Source organism: Bacillus sp. A1 (assembly GCF_042296235.1).
GTDB lineage: Bacteria > Bacillota > Bacilli > Bacillales > Bacillaceae > Bacillus > Bacillus velezensis.
In genome coordinates this window covers 988,907-1,006,579 of sequence record NZ_CP141181.1, presented here as the reverse complement: position 1 = coordinate 1,006,579, position 17,673 = coordinate 988,907, and the positions used below count along the sequence as shown (strand labels likewise).

Annotated in this window: 17 protein-coding genes; 10 read left to right on the top strand and 7 right to left on the bottom strand. The window is 47.6% G+C overall.

Annotated features, from left to right (window positions below):
* Positions 1 to 71 precede the first annotated feature (71 nt).
* The 3 genes from U2H13_RS05175 to U2H13_RS05165 are packed head-to-tail and all read left to right on the top strand — an operon-like array spanning position 72 to position 2,172.
* Positions 72 to 425 (top strand): hypothetical protein, encoded by a 354-nt coding sequence (locus U2H13_RS05175; RefSeq protein ID WP_007610381.1) that lies wholly within the window; start codon positions 72 to 74, stop codon positions 423 to 425.
* 27 nt (positions 426 to 452) lie between these two features.
* Positions 453 to 950: a cation:proton antiporter regulatory subunit gene (locus U2H13_RS05170; RefSeq protein ID WP_003155265.1), complete on the top strand. Its 498-nt coding sequence runs from the start codon at positions 453 to 455 to the stop codon at positions 948 to 950.
* A 7-nt stretch (positions 951 to 957) separates the two neighbouring features.
* Positions 958 to 2,172 carry a cation:proton antiporter gene (locus tag U2H13_RS05165; RefSeq protein ID WP_003155266.1) on the top strand — a complete coding sequence of 405 codons (1,215 nt, stop codon included), beginning with the start codon at positions 958 to 960 and terminating at the stop codon, positions 2,170 to 2,172.
* A gap of 26 nt (positions 2,173 to 2,198) precedes the next feature.
* Here the strand turns inward: U2H13_RS05165 and U2H13_RS05160 are convergent, their stop codons facing one another.
* From U2H13_RS05160 to U2H13_RS05150, 3 genes are all read right to left on the bottom strand, one after another.
* Positions 2,199 to 3,488 (bottom strand): lysine N(6)-hydroxylase/L-ornithine N(5)-oxygenase family protein, encoded by a 1,290-nt coding sequence (locus U2H13_RS05160; protein WP_003155267.1) that lies wholly within the window; start codon positions 3,486 to 3,488, stop codon positions 2,199 to 2,201.
* A gap of 102 nt (positions 3,489 to 3,590) precedes the next feature.
* Entirely contained in the window at positions 3,591 to 5,093 is a 1,503-nt protein-coding gene (locus tag U2H13_RS05155; protein WP_376700710.1) for a coproporphyrinogen III oxidase, read from the bottom strand.
* Positions 5,094 to 5,205: 112 nt separating this feature from the next.
* Positions 5,206 to 6,072 (bottom strand): Cof-type HAD-IIB family hydrolase, encoded by an 867-nt coding sequence (locus U2H13_RS05150; RefSeq protein WP_012117197.1) that lies wholly within the window; start codon positions 6,070 to 6,072, stop codon positions 5,206 to 5,208.
* Between the two features lie 383 nt (positions 6,073 to 6,455).
* Here U2H13_RS05150 and U2H13_RS05145 point away from each other — a divergent pair, with 383 nt between their 5' ends.
* Positions 6,456 to 7,595 (top strand): DNA alkylation repair protein, encoded by a 1,140-nt coding sequence (locus tag U2H13_RS05145; RefSeq protein WP_021494920.1) that lies wholly within the window; start codon positions 6,456 to 6,458, stop codon positions 7,593 to 7,595.
* A 38-nt stretch (positions 7,596 to 7,633) separates the two neighbouring features.
* Here the strand turns inward: U2H13_RS05145 and U2H13_RS05140 are convergent, their stop codons facing one another.
* Positions 7,634 to 7,984 carry a YlbF family regulator gene (locus U2H13_RS05140; protein ID WP_014720937.1) on the bottom strand — a complete coding sequence of 117 codons (351 nt, stop codon included), beginning with the start codon at positions 7,982 to 7,984 and terminating at the stop codon, positions 7,634 to 7,636.
* An 85-nt stretch (positions 7,985 to 8,069) separates the two neighbouring features.
* Positions 8,070 to 9,203, bottom strand: coding sequence for a DUF445 domain-containing protein (locus U2H13_RS05135; protein ID WP_376700709.1), 1,134 nt, complete (start codon positions 9,201 to 9,203; stop codon positions 8,070 to 8,072).
* A gap of 238 nt (positions 9,204 to 9,441) precedes the next feature.
* Between U2H13_RS05135 and U2H13_RS05130 the strand changes: the two genes are divergently transcribed.
* The 6 genes from U2H13_RS05130 (at position 9,442) to U2H13_RS05105 (ending at position 13,487) form a co-directional block, all read left to right on the top strand.
* Positions 9,442 to 10,533, top strand: a complete 1,092-nt coding sequence (locus U2H13_RS05130; protein ID WP_014417317.1) for a YheC/YheD family protein — start codon at positions 9,442 to 9,444, stop codon at positions 10,531 to 10,533.
* Entirely contained in the window at positions 10,523 to 11,881 is a 1,359-nt protein-coding gene (locus U2H13_RS05125) for a YheC/YheD family protein (protein WP_103527023.1), read from the top strand. The genes U2H13_RS05130 and U2H13_RS05125 overlap by 11 nt, the downstream gene beginning before the upstream one ends.
* Positions 11,882 to 11,963: 82 nt before the next feature.
* Positions 11,964 to 12,179 (top strand): YheE family protein, encoded by a 216-nt coding sequence (locus U2H13_RS05120; RefSeq protein WP_012117190.1) that lies wholly within the window; start codon positions 11,964 to 11,966, stop codon positions 12,177 to 12,179.
* Between the two features lie 224 nt (positions 12,180 to 12,403).
* Positions 12,404 to 12,610, top strand: a complete 207-nt coding sequence (locus tag U2H13_RS05115; RefSeq protein ID WP_007610368.1) for an alpha/beta-type small acid-soluble spore protein — start codon at positions 12,404 to 12,406, stop codon at positions 12,608 to 12,610.
* 102 nt (positions 12,611 to 12,712) lie between these two features.
* Complete coding sequence (locus U2H13_RS05110) at positions 12,713 to 12,838, top strand: hypothetical protein (RefSeq protein ID WP_007409245.1); 126 nt, start codon at positions 12,713 to 12,715, stop codon at positions 12,836 to 12,838.
* Positions 12,839 to 12,866: 28 nt separating this feature from the next.
* Positions 12,867 to 13,487, top strand: coding sequence for an NAD(P)-dependent oxidoreductase (locus U2H13_RS05105; RefSeq protein WP_121984137.1), 621 nt, complete (start codon positions 12,867 to 12,869; stop codon positions 13,485 to 13,487).
* A gap of 39 nt (positions 13,488 to 13,526) precedes the next feature.
* Here U2H13_RS05105 and U2H13_RS05100 read toward each other — a convergent pair whose 3' ends face one another.
* Positions 13,527 to 15,548: an ABC transporter ATP-binding protein gene (locus U2H13_RS05100; protein WP_103527025.1), complete on the bottom strand. Its 2,022-nt coding sequence runs from the start codon at positions 15,546 to 15,548 to the stop codon at positions 13,527 to 13,529.
* Positions 15,545 to 17,302, bottom strand: a complete 1,758-nt coding sequence (locus tag U2H13_RS05095) for an ABC transporter ATP-binding protein (protein ID WP_376700708.1) — start codon at positions 17,300 to 17,302, stop codon at positions 15,545 to 15,547. Before U2H13_RS05095 ends, U2H13_RS05100 begins: the two co-directional genes overlap by 4 nt.
* Positions 17,303 to 17,673: the final 371 nt, after the last annotated feature.

Sequence of the window (17,673 nt, the reverse complement as noted above, 5' to 3'; positions counted from 1 at the left end):
TTTGAAACTGAACATACATTTTTATATAGTGAAATTGATATACAAAACAAAAGGGGGGAAGAACACCGATAATGAAATATGTGATACTCAGCTTGTTACTGAGCTTTTTTATGGTGCTGTTCCCCCCTTCGGATGTCGCTCTTCCTTCCCAATTGGTGACAGAAACAGACAGCCATGTACAAATTTCGGTTTACCCGCAGGAAACGGAATCGGCAAAGACACCGGTTCAAACCAAAACCGCTCCGCAAGGCCTGTCAAAAGGATACGGTGCGTTATCCCGGATGATCTCCCTGTTATCTGTCAAACCTCTTGATCAATTCATTGATTCCACAATGGAAAGGACATGCGCCATTCCGATACAATACCAGTCAAATTACCTCCGGCATCAGACCATTTCTCATTGCCAATCTGTATTTACGGTGTAAAAACAGTATATTCCGGAGGGATTTTTTATGAATATTAAAGAAAACGATCTGCCCGGCATCGGGAAAAAATTCGAAATCGAAACGAGAAATCATGAAAAAATGACGATCATCATTCATGATGACGGCAGGCGGGAAATTTACAGATTTGATGACCGCGACCCTGATGAGCTTCTGGCAAGCATTTCACTTGATGATGCGGAAGCAAGACAGATTGCCGCGATTATCGGCGGGATGGTGTACAAACCGCAGGCGCTTGAATCGATTGAAATGGCGTTCAGCGATCTGATTATCGAATGGTTTAAAGTTGAAAAAGGGGCAAAAGCGGCAGGGCGGACGCTCGGCGAACTGGATGTGCGCCAAAACTATGACGTGACGGTTATCGCCATCATTAAGCATGACCAGAAAAAGTTTTTAAACCCGGGCGCTGATTCGCTCCTTGAAGCAAACGATACACTCGTCCTCTCAGGTGAAAGAAAGCATCTGAAAAAACTGATCCAAGACTTCCTCTCCAGAGACGGAGTGTGATCTGTTTATGGATCATCTCGTATTTGAAGTCGGTACGGCGTTAGTTCTTGTGGCCATTGCGAGTGTCATCGCCAATAAAATTAAATTCTCGATCATCCCCTTCCTGATCATTTTAGGAATGCTTGTCGGGCCGCACGCGCCCCAAGCGGGCATCATTGACCTGACGTTTATCGAAAGCCGGGAAGTGATTGAGTTTTTCGGACGGATGGGCGTCCTGTTCCTCCTCTTTTACCTCGGCCTTGAATTCTCGGTCGGAAAATTAGTCAAATCCGGACGTTCAATCGCCGCCGGCGGAACGATTTATATTCTGATTAATTTCAGTTTAGGGCTGATCTACGGCTTTATCACGGGCTTTTCCTTTTTGGAAGTGCTTGTATTGGCGGGTGTCATCACGATATCATCAAGCGCCATTGTCGCAAAGGTGCTTGTCGACTTAAAGCGCACGGCCAATCCGGAAACGGAGCTGATTCTCGGCATCATTATGTTTGAGGATATCTTTCTGGCGGTTTACTTGTCCGTCGTTTCCGGGCTTGTTCTGGGAGACGCGACGTCTGTCGGGGGCGCGCTGATGTCAATCGTGATCGCTTTCGGATATATGCTGCTGTTTTTCATTGCCGCTCGGAAATTGCCGCCTCTGCTGAACAAGCTGCTTGATATCCGTTCAAACGAGGTATTTGTCATCGTCATTTTCGCCGCGCTCTTTTTCATTGCCGGCTTTTCCGAAACGATTCATGTCGCTGAAGCGATCGGCGCGCTCTTGCTCGGACTCGTATTTTCGGAGACGGCCCATTCTGACAGGATTGAGCATCTTGTCGTGCCGTTCCGTGACTTTTTTGGCGCCATGTTTTTCTTCAGCTTCGGCCTCAGCATTGATCCGTTTTCACTCGGAGATGCGGTATGGCTCGCCCTCGGCGCCGTTCTGCTGACGATTGCCGGAAACTTTATCGCCGGCATGATCGCCGGGCGCCGGGCGGGGCTTTCTCATAAAGCATCGTCCAATATCGGGCTGACCATTGTGTCCCGCGGCGAATTCTCCATTATCGTCGCAAATCTCGGCATCGCCGGCGGCCTGTCCGCTTCACTTAAACCTTTCGCCGCCTTATATGTTTTGATACTGGCCATCTTCGGCCCTTTGCTCACGAAAGAATCGAAGCGGATATATCTCCTGCTGAACAGCGTATTCAAATGGAAGACGCCTGAAAAGAAGCCGCAGAAATCATAAAAAAAAGCTGACCTCTTCATAAGAGGTCAGTTTTTTTGAGCGGGAAGAAATTGCTGAAAAGCCGTTTTTTTATTAATGGAGAAATGCTCTTTTCCCAGAATGGTATTGATGATTTTTTGGTTTCTGTAAACAGACAGCTTCAAATTCGTAGCGCCCGTTCCGTGAGCATGATCAAGATTCGTTAATGTGAAAAAGTGATGCCGCCTGTCGTCCTTAAAGACAAGACGGGAATCGGCCGTCACTTTAAACCGTTTCTCATCCTCCCATTCGATATCGGGGGCAATTGCCGTAAACCATTCCGGAATATGAGGTTTAAAGCCGGTCGCCAATATCACTTTTTCTGAATCGGCTGTAAAGGTTTCATCCATCTGCCATTGATGAAAGCTCAGTACGCAGCGCCCGTTTTGCTTTTCAATTTTTTCAAGCTCCGCCATCGGCTGAATATACACGTCAGGCGAACCTCCGCTGATCGATCTGTGATACAGGGCATCGTAAATGGCGGCAAGTGTGTCAGAATCAATGCCGTGGCGCAGTCCGTCCAGCTCAGGGAGTGTGTTCAGCCGTTCTTTAAAAGGCAGGCGGTTAAAATATTCCACATAATCAGGTGTAAACATTTCCTGCCCGAGCTTGGCGGTTTCCAATTCTCGAAATCCGGCGGAGCGTGTCACCCATTGCAGCCGGCTGCGGCGGTATTGTTCATCATGCAATAAGTCAGAAAAGATCTCCGCGGCGCTCTGTCCGGAGCCGACCACTGTAATTGATTCGGCGCCGGCGAGCTCGTCTTTCCGGAACAAATATTCCGTGCTGACCATCGTGTCCTGACGCGCTCCGTCATCAATCTCTGCGGGAATAAGCGGTTCAGACCCCGTCCCCATGACGAAATGCTTCGTCTGATAGACACTGATGCTTCCGTCCTCAATGTTCTTGACGCTGACTTCATAATGTCCGCCGGCATTTTTCACGCCGATTACCTCTGAGCCGAAACGGCATGATTTGATTTCTGAAGCCGCCCAGCTTAAATAGTCGTTAAATTCCCGTCTCGGAATATCAAATTCATTAAACGTATAAAACCGGTACAGCCGGTCATGTTCATGGAGAAAGTTTAAAAACGTGTAGCGGCTTTTCGGATCGGCGAGCGTGACCAGGTCTGCCAGAAACGCCACCTGTAAATCCGTTCCTTTAATTAATAGACCGGGATGCCACGCAAATTCTTTCTTTTTATCGAAAAAAAGAGCGTCTGTTCCGGGTATATCCTCTAACAATGCGGCAAGCCCTAAATTAAACGGCCCGATTCCCGCTCCTATGACATCATACATATTATGCACCTCTTGCGAATAACAGTCTGATGAACTTTTCCCTTTTTTACAGACGGTTAAACATAAAAAAAACGGCACGCTGATTCCGTGCCGTTTTTGATATTATAATGCAGATTTGACGAACATCTCATCTAAGTATTTGATTTTCTCTTCTGTATAATGCTCGAATCGGTCATTATATGATTTCGGGTCTTTCGGATTGGCGAAGTGCGTGATTTTTCCGGTTTCCGGATGAATGAATTTGCTTGCCGCGCCGCAGCCGATACCGATAATCGTCTGCGCTTCTTCCATAATCATAATGTTGTAGATGCTTTCCTGACCCGGGAAGGAGTAGCCGACATTTTCAAGGTTTCCGAGAATATTTTTCTGCCGGTACAAGTAGTAAGGCGTATAGCCGTGCTCTTTTGTCCAGCGGACGGCGTCATCCATCATGCGGGACACTTCCTGTCTGTCGGCAACTTTATACTTATGCTTGTTTCTCGTCATTTCTGACGCCCGTTTAAAAGAAAGCGTATGAACGGTCAAAGATTCAGGCATCAGCTTTTCCGTTTCTTCAAGACTGTGCCTGAACTCAGCCGTCCCTTCTCCCGGCAGACCGATGATCAGGTCCATGTTGATATTATTCATGCCGTGCTTGCGGGAAAGATGGTATTTTTCGATGGTTTCTTCAACTGTATGGTGTCTGCCGATGGCCTTAAGCGTTTCGTTTTCATAAGATTGCGGGTTGATGCTGATTCTGTCAATCTTATACTTATTTAAAACGGCAAGCTTGTCCTCCGTAATCGTGTCTGGACGGCCCGCTTCAACGGTAATCTCCCTGATATTTGCGACATCCGGGAAAGAGCGGACCATTTCTTCATATAAAAGATCCATTTCTTCAGCGGTAATGCTTGTCGGCGTGCCGCCGCCGAAATAAATGGTCGTCACTTTGATATCATGCCGCTTCAGCCATTCTCCGATTTTCTGCATTTCATAGTGAAGCCCCCATAAAAAGGAGCCGACTCTTCCCGCCTGTCCTTGAATGGCATAAGCCGGAAACGTGCAGTAGGCGCACTTCGTCGGGCAGAACGGGATGCCGATATATATGCTGACTTCATCTTTGACCCGGTACAGATCGGGAACCGCAGCGAGCTGGCGGTCGACAATCTCCTGCATCAGATTGATTTTTTCATCATGGATCAGATAATCTTTTTTCAGATCGGCATGCGCCTCTTCTTTTGTCAGGCCGCTCTGCAGCTTTTTATGAAGAAGTTTAGTAGGCCTGATGCCGGTTAAGATTCCCCATTTTTGTGTCATGCCCGTATGCGATTGAAGAAGATTTAAGTAGACATATGACAGCGTGTTTTTCACCTGTTTAAATACTTCTTTTTCGCTCCATCCGGCAAGAAGCGGTTTCGTGTGATGTTCCTTTTCGCCGGTTCCTTTGATTTCTCCGGATACCGACACGCTGTCTGCATCTTGAGAAATGGCAAGTGAGATGACGAGATCAGAGGGTTCCTCCGTTTCGCCGTACGCAAGAACACACTCTTCAAAAAATAAATTCGCGATGTTTTGCAGCGGACGATGCAGCCTGTCATCCGTTATGCCGTCTATTTTTATTTGCAATGTGATCACCTTATTTTTCAGATTCAAAACTTTCTTTAGTGTACAGAAAGAACAGGCTAAAATCAATCCGCGAAAAAGCCGCAGACCGGCCTTTCGCGTCTGCGGCTCTTGATTACGGCCGTTTCATATGGAACTTATCGAGAAAGCCTTTGCGGTGCTGCATGCGGAAATATTCCTTAATCATATAGGCGACTCCCTGTTCATCATTTGACCTTGTCACCCAGTCCGCTTTTCTTTTTAATTCATTTGAAGCATTCCCCATCGCGACGCCAAGACCGGCCAGCTCGATCATCGGCAGATCATCTTCCTGATGGCCGATAGCCACAACCTCTTCCATTGAAAGCCCGAGTTCAGCGGCGACCATCGAAAGTCCGCTTTCTTTTGAAACCCCTTTAGGCACGATGTTCAGTTTTTCTCCGTTGACGCGGATCACATCGACGGCCGGGAATGCTTTCATTATCGTATCCGTTATATCAGCCTGCAGGCCATCTTCGGCATGCACTTCAATGACGGGCGCTGAAACCGGCTCATCAAGGAGCAGGTCACTTAATGATTCGACAAACTGCACCGGATAAAAAATCGGGTCAGACGGATGAATCATTGTTTTCCCGACCAGATTGGAGTTCACTTTCTTCTTGTTTCCGATCGAATATTTTTCGTGAAGAAGCCGGATATTGCATGGATAGCTTTCCAGCACCTGAACGATATTAAACGTGTGATCTTCTGATATTTTCTTTTCAAAAAACGGCTCATCTATTTTTTCAGAAATGTATGCGCCGCTGTGGGTAATCAATTTTGCATTCAGCTTTAATATTTTCGCCACTTTTTGAGCGGAGCGAAAATGGCGGTTTGTGACCAGTGTGACGTAAATTCCTTTTTTCTTGACGTATTCGATGGCATCCTTTGTCGTCTGATGAAGTTTGCCGTTGGAGCGAAGAAGCGCTCCGTCTATATTTAACGCCAGCATTTGTTTTGACACAGAGAAGTCCCCCTCCTTGATGACTGTACTTGTCATTAGGATATGACCCTGTCTCTTTGTTTAGAACAACCTTTTCTCCGCAGCAAAAAAGCCTGCCTCAAGCAGACTTTGAACTGTCGTTTTGTTGGGATACGATCGATTTGCTGCCTTCTCCCCAATGTGTATTTCTATTTACGAAATATATCAGGAACCCCTTATTTGACCGTTGATGCGCTCGTTTCACTTACTCTCTGTTGCTACCCCTTAACATACCAGGCAGTATAGGCGACCGTATCCTTAGATCATCTGTAAGTGTAGGCGCTTTCAGAGTTATTATCTCAATTATATTGTTAAAAAACAAGGGTTTTTTTAACTAAAAAAATCAGAGGAAATATCTATGCTGAATGTATGATAAAGTTGAAAGGGAACATACATTCTCATATAATAAAAGAAAAAAAGCGGTGACTGTCATGTCTCTATTAAAAGATATTTATAACGAAGAATTTGCAGAAGCACTTCTGAACAGAATCAAATCGGCGTATCCGGCTTTTGAGCGGGACAAGTGCCGGGCGCTGATGTTTCAGGAAGATTGGCCCGGACTGACGTTAAAACAGCGGATGCGCCGGATCACAGACTTTTTATATGAAACACTGCCGAAGGATTACATACGGGCGCTTGACGTCTTATATGGGACAGCTCCCCGCTTCTCAGGGCTCGCCGGGATTATTTTTCCCGATTATGTCCAACAGTACGGAACGGATCACTGGGACGAATCTATGAAGGCGCTTCAGTATTTCACTCGTTTTTCCACTTCCGAATTTGCGGTCCGCCCGTATATCAGGCTTGACCGGGAGCGGATGTTCAAAGAGTTCCTTTCCTGGACGGAGCATCCGGACGAACATGTCAGAAGGCTTGCCAGCGAAGGCTCAAGACCGCGCCTGCCATGGGGAATCTCCATTCCGGCTCTTCTTGACGATCCTTCCCCGATTCTCCCTGTTCTGGACCGCTTGATGCAGGATGACTCGTTATATGTCAGAAAAAGCGTGGCGAATAACCTGAATGACATCTCCAAAACACATCCGGATCTTCTGCTACAGATCGCAGCCGAGCGGTTCGGAAGCTGTCCGCACACGAACTGGATTTTGAAGCACGCCTGCAGGACACTGTTAAAAAGAGGAGACAAACAGGCGCTTGCGGTTTTCGGGTTTGAAGACGCCTCCCGGATTTCATTGGAACGTTTTACACTGAATTCGGAAACGGCCGCCATCGGAACAAGCATACATTTTTCTTTTCAGATCCGCTCATCCGCCCGGCAAAAAGTCAGGGTTGAATACGCGATTGATTTTGTAAAGAAAAGGGGGCACCGCAGCCGCAAGGTGTTTAAGATGTCGGAGTCCGCCATGGATAACGGGGACGTAAAAACCTTCAGCAAACATCATTCCCTTAAAGATTTAACCACCCGCAAGCATTATCGGGGAATTCACACTCTGTCTATCATCATTAACGGAACGGTAAAAGGTTCGCTTGATTTTTCTGTTGAATAAAAAAACCCCTCCATTTCATAGATGGAGGGGTTTGGAGCTTATTCCGGGCTGCCGTAAAGCTCTTCAAGAGGTTTCATAATGATTTTGTTTAACTCGCCGATCAGCATGCTCATGCGCTGTTCCGCTTCCATCAGCTGAGAAATCAATTCATGCTGCTGTACGAGAGCAACCGTTTTTTGTGCCTGCTCTACCTCTTCCTGAGTGATTTCTTCACCTGACATCTGTTTCTGCTGAAGCTGCAGCTGTACATTGCGGAAGTTATCAAACATGCGTTTTGCCGATTCATCTGCGTTTACTTGATCATAAAGCCCTCTCAGACGGCTGTATTCATCACTGTTTCGCAAAGCTTTTTCAAGATCATATGCTGCATCATAAAAATGAACTGCCATAGTAACCGCTCCTTTCTTCCTTTCGGACATACCACTCCACTATAACAGACTGCGGAGCGACTTTCATCATCGGCGTATGTTTTCCTTAGAAAAGAATGACAAACAAAGCCTGAATTGCTCCGATTATCCCGCCGAGCAAACCGCCTAAATACGTTATCATCTTAAATTCTCTCTTGGAAATCGACAGCACCATTTCCTCCAGCCGTTCAACGGGAAACTGATCAACCTGCTCTTTGACCACTTCCTCAAGACGCAGCCGTTTCAGTACATCCTCCAAATGAGCGGCAATACTGCCGAGTGCCGCATCAAGCAGCTTCGGCGCGTACGTTCCCGTAATCTCCCCTTCATAACGGGAGATGATGTCACCGAGCCGGCATTCGAAAAAGGGCGCGGTTTGAAGTGCGGCCAAAACCCGCTTTTTCATGCTGAACAGCAGATCTTTCGCATTCCACTTTTCATCGGCCTCATAAAGTGTATAAGATTTGAGCTTGCCCCATTCTTGAGAAAGCAGATCAGCCAGAAGCTTTTTCGTTTCCTCATTGCGCAAAAACTTTAACAGCTCAGGCAGCACACGGTCTGCCAAGCTTGAATTGCCGAGGAACATCTGCACCATGCTGCCGAGCATCCCCCGGGAATTCAAAAAGTCGTCAATCATATTTCCGAGCCTGTCTTTCCCTTCTTCGCTCTCAAAATAATCAATGCTCCGCTTCAGGATATAATCTGCGGCCATCGGGACTTTTTCATCCAGCTTTTCCTGAAGCTCATCAGGAAGCCAGTCTTTTATGGCGCGGTGCTCATATTTCCGGTACAGTTCCGAAAGCTTTTCATCGGTAAAACGGTCAATCCAGGCATCCGTTTTTTCCTGCGGATTCCGGATGCCCGCGGCGGCCAAAGCTTCGTGCACCGTCATCTCGGAAGCGGCCATTTTTTGCGTGAATTGTTCGGCGAAAAGAAGCGCCTGGTTTTTAACGGTATCTGATAAAAGCCGTTTTTTTATTCCTTCCGGGGTTAAAAGGTGGTTCGTCACCATGAGCCCCATTTGTTTTGCCAATTCATCCCGCCTTTTCGGGATCAGCCCCGGCGTAAACGGAACCCGTTTTCCGAACAGGTAATACGGCCGGTACGGACGAAATAACATCTGAATGGCAAGATGATTCGTCACCGCGCCGATCGCGGCTCCGATCACAATCATAAATAGAAACGTTCCTGCTATGCCCATTCCTTTTCTTCTGCCTCCATCTAATGTTCTATTTTCTTGATGATATATCTATTCGTATTATAGAGGCTGGCGTGCATGCGGGCAAATGAAGAACCTGAATTGTTGTTTGTGAGGAATAAGGCAAGATGCTGTTTCGTACTCTTTACAGTAGATCATCTTTTATGATGCGCCTTAGCATATTTATTGGATGGAAGGGCCGTTCCATCAGCGGCTTTTTGAATAAAGGGGGAGTAATAATATGACAACACTCGGTTTTATGTCTGTATCCCGCCGGCACGAAGAAGATTACGCCGGGGAATTGGCTGAAAGAGCGCCTCAATATAATGTGCGCTTAGCCCGCTTTACACCGTTTGATATATTTCCGGATTCTTTGCGCGTAAAAGCGCTCGTCTATCACCCGCAAAGCGGAAAGTGGAACGAAACGGAAATCGATATTCCCGAATATATTTACGACCGCTGTTTTTACGGAAAATCCGCTGAAGCGCAAAAAGCCAAACCGATCGTCGAATGGCTGAAAAAATATCGGAAAACGGAATTTATCGGCCGGGGGCTTCCTGATAAATGGACGGTCACGGATGCGCTCCAAAAACATCATCTGATCAGTCCCTATATTCCTGAAACCGCCGAAGTCAGCCGCTATGAACAGGTGCAATCATACTTAGCCAAGGAAAAAGCATGTATACTTAAGCCCGCTTTCGGTGCGGGAGGCAGAGGCATCATCCTGCTTGAAACAGGCAAAAAATCAATTACGGCCACTTACTATATCGGAAAAAACAAACAAACAAAATCATTTTCCAATCACGTGTCTTTTAAGTCCTGGTGCAAAAAAGTGCTGCAGCACCGCTATTTGCTTCAATCCTACTTAAATATCCAGGATAAAGAGCGGCATCCGTGCGACATCCGTATTTTCATGCGTAAAACTGAGTCAGGCGTTTGGGAAACGGTCGGAAAAGCGGTCAGAAGGGGTTATCAGAACGGTCTTTTATCTCATTTCCCCGGAGGATCTGAACCGATTAAGTTTGACACATGGTTTGAGGAAATTCCGAGAAAGCAGCAGGCCGTTTTATTGGATGATGTCTTTTCGATCACCCAATCCGTCCCTTATTTCCTTGACGAACGGTTCGGGCCGCTGTTTGAGCTGGGGCTCGATATTTGTTATGCCAAAGACGGACGCATCTGGCTTTTGGATGTCAACTCAAAGCCGGGACGGAAAGCTATTTTAAGCGTGGCTCCGGAGGCGAAAGAGGATTTGTATACGAGTCCGCTGAGACGCTTCCGCGAACTTCAGTCACAGGAAAGCCGGAAAGGAGTATTACCGCGTGAATCATAAAGGGATGATTGTCGGCATCGATAAAAAAAGCAAAAATACGCTGTTTCTCCCCTCCTCCATGAAACGGGAAGGGCTTTTATCCGCTGCCTTCGGGACCAAGGTTGTCAAATGCCGTGTAGCCTTTTCTCAATCACTTGAAAAAAGCGCGCTCCTTTCTGAAGATTTGTTTGAGGAGCTGTTGATACCGCATAAAAGCCGGGCTGATTTTCTCATACACGGCCAGACGGTGCACATCGGACCGCTGATCGGCGTTTTCACAGCCGGGTTCACATCATCGCCGACCCGCCCGTTAAGAGACCGCACAGACTTCTTTTCCAAGATGCTCTCTCTTCATGAACAGGCGAACGGATATTGTTTCGTTTTCGGGGCCCATCAGATCAACTGGGAAGAAGGCACCGTCCAAGCGCTGATTTATAAAGAAAACAGCTGGAAACGGACGGCCGTCCCGCTTCCGAATGTCGTATATGACAGACTCCCGAGCCGAAAAACGGAAGAAGTTCCGCTTTTACAGCAGACAAAACAAAGGCTGATGAATGTCTATCAGATTCCGTGGTTTAATCCGCAATTCTTTAATAAATGGGACATTCATAAGCTTCTGGAAAAAAACAGTCTCACCGCTTCACTTCTGCCAAAATCTGTCCTGCACCCGAATGCAGAAGCGTTAGAAACGTTATGCAGCACGTTTGACACCGTCTATATCAAACCTGCAGACGGCGCACTCGGAACGGGGATTTACAAGGTGGAAAAAACAGATGCCGGCTTATCTGTCAAACACACGAATGAGGAAAAAACGGTGGTGACGGCAGAGTATTCAGATGCGGCATCCTTCATGACATCATTTAAAGAAAACAATGACCCGTCCGCATTTTTAATTCAGCAAGGCATTGACCTGATTCGGCTGGATGGGCGCCCCGTCGATTTCAGGGTGCACACGAATAAAAACGCCGAGGGGAAGTGGACAGTGACGGCCATTGCGGCAAAAATTTCCGGTGAAAACAGCATCACGACGCATCTGGCAACCGGCGGAGAAGTCAGGACGTTAGCTGAATTATACGGCGATCCGCGCGAGAGAGTCGGCATGATGCGGAAACTTTCAAAAGCCGCCTTGGCGGTCAGCCGCGTGTTAAATGAGCACATTGAAGGTTTTATCGGCGAAATCGGTTTTGACCTCGGCGTCGATCATTCAGGGAAAGTTTGGATGTTTGAAGCCAATTCCCGCCCCGGGCGCAGCATTTTTTCCCATCCGAAGCTGAGATCGGTCGATTACCTGACAAAACGGAGAAATTTTGAATACGCGTCTTATTTATCAGAACGGTCCATCACCGCCCCGGAAAAACTTTGGCGGTGAGGCTGTCTTTTTTTTGGTTTACCCGGGACAGGCAATGAACGATGAGCTACAATGAACAAGATCAACATTTCCCATAAGGAGCGTGAACGTCATGATTTCGCACTTCAGCTGGAAACCGTTATTCAAAAAAGAGAAACTGCCCGGATGGCGGATTTCATTTTACTGGCAGGGTACGCATTACGAAGGGATTTACCATAAGTCCGGAGACATTGAATGGGGACACACACATCCGGGAAAAGAAGAGCCGGCTCTCGTAAAAGAGCTGCATGAATTAATGCTTTATCACATATATGACTGAAAGCTAAAAGCTCAGCCGCACCAGGCTGGGCTTTTCTTTTTCCTTCCGCTATTTACCACACCCTTTTCCGAATGAGATGCCGTTTGATTCACCATAATACGTAGTACAAAGCGGCAAACAGCATTGGGTGAAGCCGAGCTGGCAATGGTTTTCATTCCGAAAATCATAGGCTGGTGCAATTCCAGCAAACCCAACCATACTACTTTATAAAGGAGATCATACAAATGGCAAACAACAACTCTTCAAACCAACTCGTAGTACCCGGCGCTGCTCAAGCAATCGACCAAATGAAATACGAAATTGCTTCTGAGTTCGGCGTAAACCTTGGCGGAGAAACAACTTCTCGTGCAAACGGTTCTGTCGGAGGAGAAATCACGAAACGTTTAGTATCTTTCGCACAGCAGAACATGGGCGGCCAAGGCGTACAATAACTCAATAAATGGCTTACAGAAGGCGCGGGATACCGCGTCTTCTTTTTATGCCGTCACCCTTTTTTCCTATTCCACATACCCTAGGAAAAAAGGAGGGAAAACATGTCATTCATTGCCTCAGTCAATTGGGAGCTGATTCAGTTCGTAAGTGTCTCTTTGGTCAATGAATATGTTGCCCACCATTTCCCGTTTATTCACAGGTATTCTTTTCCCCGCTGCTTTGAATGATATAATGAGCGGCGAGGAGGTTTTTTACATGAACATCGCTTTATTCGGAGCAACGGGAAGAGTCGGACAGGCTTTTATAAAAGAAGCGCAGAAACATGGACACATGGAGATATTCGCTCTTGTCAGATCAGCCGGAACAGTCCTTCCCATTCCTGATAAACATATCATAACAGGGAATGCGAGGCGGCGGGAAGATGTAAGCCGATTGATTTCCAAAGCGGACACAGTCGTGAGCTGTCTCGGCACGGACGGTGACGATACCCTTTCAGCCGCTATGACCCATATCATAGACGGTATGAAACGGCATCATGTTCAGCGTCTGATTACGATCGGCACCGCGGGTATCCTTCAATCACGGCTTATGCCTGATCAATACCGTTTTGAATCGGCAGAATCAAAACGAAAATCAACAAGAGCCGCAAAAGAACACGCCCGCGTATACGAGATGCTGCTGGCAGAGGATCTTGACTGGACGATCATCTGCCCCACCTACCTTCCTGACGGAGATGCTGCCGGAGTTTACCGGTTCGAACAGGATCGCCTTCCTGAAGACGGCGCTGAAATCACCGTCGGAGACACGGCGCATTTTCTGTACCGTGAGCTGATCAGCCCGCAGTTTGTCAGAAAACGGGTGGGACTGGCTTACTGAATGAAAAAAAGGGCGAATCTTTAGATTCACCCTTTCCGATTACACCGCGGACTTCGCCGTTCCTTTCTGCAATTCATACATTTGATGGTACTGCCCCTTTTGCGCCATTAATTCGTCATGGCTTCCCTTTTCAATGATGCGGCCCTTTTCCAGCACGAGAATCTGGTCTGCGTGTCTGATCGTGGAAAGCCGATGGGCGATAATAAATGTCGTGCGCCCTTCTTGAACGACTTGCAGCGCTTTTTGAATGACTGCTTCTGTTTCGGTGTCAATGTGCGCCGTCGCCTCATCCAAAATTAAAATGGCCGGATCAAACACAAGCGCTCTTGCAAAAGAAATCAGCTGACGCTGGCCTGAGGACAGTGTGCCGCCTTTTTCAGTGACGGGCTCTCTGATGCCCTTCGGCAGGGATTGCAGAAGACTTGCGGCGCCGACTTGGCGAAGCGCTTCTTCCGCCTGCTCCAAAGAAATACGCTGATCATCGAGTGTCACATTGGAGCCGATCGTGCCCGAGAAAAGATACGGGTCTTGCAACACAATGCCCATATGCGACCTCAGCTCCTGCCTTGACATGCCGTATATGCTCTGACCATCCAGCAGAATATCCCCTTTTTGAGCATCATAAAAACGGAACAGAAGATTCAGGATGGAGCTTTTGCCGGACCCCGTATGGCCGACGAGGGCGACCGTCTCCCCTTTTTCAGCTGTAAAGCTGATGTGTTTCAGCACCTCTTCCCCCTTTCGATATCCAAAAGAAACATCGCGGAATTCCACAGTTCCTTCCGCCTTTCTGTCTGCGGGAGCGCCTTCTTCTTCCGTTTCCTCCTCCTGTAAAAGCTCGAATACTCTGGCGGCAGAGACACGGGCCAATTCAAGCTTCGAAAATTGGTTGACAATTCCCGTAACCGGCTGGAACAAACGGTTTAAATAATCAACAAATGCATATAAAACGCCGATCGAAACAATTCCGGCCGCACTCAGACTCGCGCCTCCGAAATACCATATCAGCCCGACAAACGCCAGATTGCGCAACACATTGACAAGACTGTGGGACATGAGGGAATTTAAGGACAGCATTTTGTTTTTGTAGCGGAAATGAGCTTCATTCAATTCTTCAAATTCCTTCATCGTTTCCTTCTCTCGGCGAAACGCCTGAATAATCGGCATTCCTTGAATGGATTCGTTCATTTTCGCATTGATGTCACTGTTAATGGAACGGATTTTTTGGTTGAAGACGGATGCGTATTTGCGGTACACAACCGACCAGATCATTAAAATCGGGATAATCAGAAGGCAAACGGCGGCCAGCCTGACATCAAGCATAAACAGCGCCGTAAAAATGCCGAGCATATAAACGCCGCTTGTGATAAATGTCGACAGCACCGTTACATATAAATCCCTGACCGCTTCTGTGTCATTCGTAATGCGGGCCACGACTTTTCCGGCAGGCAGATTATCAAAGTAGCGGATCGGCATTTTCTGAATGTGTGAAAATACATCCTGCCTCATGCGCTGTATGATCCGGTTCGCTCCCATCTGCAGCAGATAATGCTGGCCGTAATGAAAACACACGGAAAACATGAGCAGCCCCGCGTAAATGGCGGTCAGCGTCAGCAATCCTTTTATTTCGGGACGGTAAAATTGAAAAATCTCCTGTCTTGATAACGTAATGGCGGAATATGACCTGCTTTCTTTACCGTTTGATATTGTCAGCCGGCCGTCAGACACAGAACGGTTTCCGTCAAAACTGACGGGACGGTCAACAAAATAGTAGCCCGGACCGACTTGATAAATGTGCGCCTCTCCGGTTTTGTCCGCCCCCGGTTTGAGCCGGTCCTCCCTGACATAATCATGCCCCCGGAACCTGACGGCGCCCGGATCGTCCGCAGAGGCTTTAACCCATGTTTTTTCAATGCCGAGAATGTGGTCGTCAATCATTTTTTTTCCGATAAACGGGCCTGTCAGCTCAGTGCCGACCGCAATAATGAGCAGGACGACCGCCCATATCAGCAGCTTCTTATATTGAAGCGCGTAATTCCATAATCTTCTCCCGGTCTTCATGCGCCCGTCCCCCCTTCTTCAAGAGAGGACAGCTGCTGCCTCTCATATTGTTTTCGATACCAGCCGTTCTGCGCCAATAGCTCCCGGTGCGTGCCTCTTTCAGATACCCGGCCTTCATCCATGACGAGAATGAGATCTGCGTGTTCAACTGCCGAGAGCCGGTGGGTGGTGATAATCGTTGTTTTATGCCGCCGTTTTTTACGAATGCTGTCAATAATGGCGGCTTCCGTTTTCGCGTCTACGGCAGAAAGCGAATCATCTAATATGAGAATGTCCGGATCGGTCAAAAGCGCTCTCGCAATTGAGATGCGCTGCTTTTGTCCGCCCGAGAGCGCTACGCCCTTCTCGCCGACAAGCGTCTCAAGCCCGTCGGAAAGCATACCGATATCGTTTTCAAAATGCGCATCTTTCAGCGCGCTGCCGATTTCCTCTTCGTTTGCATCCTGCCGGCCGTAAAGCAGATTCTCCTTTACAGTCTTTGAAAATAAAATATGATCCTGCGGCACATAGCCGATCCACCCGCGGAGCTCCTCAAGCGGAATCTCATGAATCGGAACGCCTGTAAACATGATTGCTCCCGCACCGGGCGGATATTCACGCAACAGCTGCTTAATGATCGTCGTCTTTCCGCTTCCCGTCTTCCCGACGATGCCGAGTGTCTGCCCTTTCTCAACGGAAAATGACACATCGGAAACCGCCGGTCCAGCTCCGATCGGATATGTGAAAGTCACATGTTCAAAAGCAAGACGCCCGGGCTCCTTGATGCCGGCGGGGTGCTTGGGTCCTGTCACGTCAGGCTCATAGGAAAGCGTCTCATTGACACGATCCAAGGAGGCATTTCCGCGCTGCATGATATTGATTAATTCTCCGATCGCAAACATCGGCCAGATCATCATTCCGAGGTACACGTTAAACGATACCAGCTCTCCCAGCGTCAGCCGGTTTTGAAAAACGAGATAAGCGCCGTAGCCGAGACCGATAAGATAGCTGAGGCCGACGAGAAGCTTCACAGTCGGTTCAAAAAGTGAATCGATAAACGCCACCTTCATATTTTTCTCATATACATCCGCCGTCATATCACCGAACCGGCTGACATCATTTTTTTCCTGCACGAATGCCCGGATGACCCGGACGCCGGATACCGACTCCAGCACCTTGTCATTTAATGATCCGAAAGCATCCTGCGCTTCCGTAAACCGCTCATGGATCTTTTTTCCGTACAGGCTGACCGCAGCCGCCATTATCGGCAGCGGAATAATCGCGGCAAATGTCAGCTTCCAGCTGATGAGAAGCCCCATTGTCAAAAATATCGTCAGCATATACATCGTCGAATCAACGAGCGTTAAGACCCCGAAGCCCGTCGTCATACTGACGGCCTGCAAGTCATTTGTCCCCCGCGCCATTAAATCGCCCGTTCTGTATTTCTCGTAAAACGGCGGTGACATTTGAAGAAGCCTTCCCATCAGCTTTGAACGGAGAATCTTCTCCATGACATTCGCCCCGCCGAAAAGCTGATACATCCAAAAATAAGACAGTAAATAGACGGCTGCCGTTAATGCGAGAAAAACACATATGTAAAACAGCATCCCGCTTTTTGTAAACACGCCCGCCTTCATATCGTCTATCGCGTTACCGAGAAGTTTAGGCGGAAACATTTCAATGACATTCACAATCAATAACAGAACAATCGCTGTCGTATAGCGCAGCCAATAGGCTTTAAAAAACCACGCGAGCTTTTTTAATACAGTAAACAAATACCGTCATCCCCTTTCATCAATCAGCCGCCCTCAAGCTTTTCCGGATTGTTTTTCATTGTTTTCGCTAATACCGCCACATGCATCACACCTGTCTTTCTTTCATTTTTTTGTATAAAAAAAGACATGAAGCCTCAGCTCCATGCCTCTTATTATAAATAAGGTACAGACCCGCCGTTTATGCGCGACTGCCCCGTTTTTAAGCAAATGTTCAGAAAACGGAAGCTGTATGGAAGTCACGCCGGTATTCAGCTGAAGATGAGTTGACAAGCTTTAGTTTTGACATGATCCATACCTCCTTTTTCCCTATATTGTTCCTTCATCATATAAACAAATCCTTTTTTTGTCAATGCAGGTTTTACATTTCGGCC

What these genes read in the sequence shown, in the direction of transcription:
- U2H13_RS05135 (WP_376700709.1), bottom strand. Translation starts at nt 9,203, where the DNA reads ATGGGCATAGCAGGAACGTTTCTATTTATGATTGTGATCGGAGCCGCG.
- U2H13_RS05110 (WP_007409245.1), top strand. Translation starts at nt 12,713, where the DNA reads ATGTCATTCATTGCCTCAGTCAATTGGGAGCTGATTCAGTTCGTAAGT.
- U2H13_RS05130 (WP_014417317.1), top strand. Translation starts at nt 9,442, where the DNA reads ATGACAACACTCGGTTTTATGTCTGTATCCCGCCGGCACGAAGAAGAT.
- U2H13_RS05115 (WP_007610368.1), top strand. Translation starts at nt 12,404, where the DNA reads ATGGCAAACAACAACTCTTCAAACCAACTCGTAGTACCCGGCGCTGCT.
- U2H13_RS05170 (WP_003155265.1), top strand. Translation starts at nt 453, where the DNA reads ATGAATATTAAAGAAAACGATCTGCCCGGCATCGGGAAAAAATTCGAA.
- U2H13_RS05165 (WP_003155266.1), top strand. Translation starts at nt 958, where the DNA reads ATGGATCATCTCGTATTTGAAGTCGGTACGGCGTTAGTTCTTGTGGCC.
- U2H13_RS05175 (WP_007610381.1), top strand. Translation starts at nt 72, where the DNA reads ATGAAATATGTGATACTCAGCTTGTTACTGAGCTTTTTTATGGTGCTG.
- U2H13_RS05100 (WP_103527025.1), bottom strand. Translation starts at nt 15,548, where the DNA reads ATGAAGACCGGGAGAAGATTATGGAATTACGCGCTTCAATATAAGAAG.
- U2H13_RS05105 (WP_121984137.1), top strand. Translation starts at nt 12,867, where the DNA reads ATGAACATCGCTTTATTCGGAGCAACGGGAAGAGTCGGACAGGCTTTT.
- U2H13_RS05145 (WP_021494920.1), top strand. Translation starts at nt 6,456, where the DNA reads ATGTATGATAAAGTTGAAAGGGAACATACATTCTCATATAATAAAAGA.
- U2H13_RS05140 (WP_014720937.1), bottom strand. Translation starts at nt 7,984, where the DNA reads ATGGCAGTTCATTTTTATGATGCAGCATATGATCTTGAAAAAGCTTTG.
- U2H13_RS05160 (WP_003155267.1), bottom strand. Translation starts at nt 3,488, where the DNA reads ATGTATGATGTCATAGGAGCGGGAATCGGGCCGTTTAATTTAGGGCTT.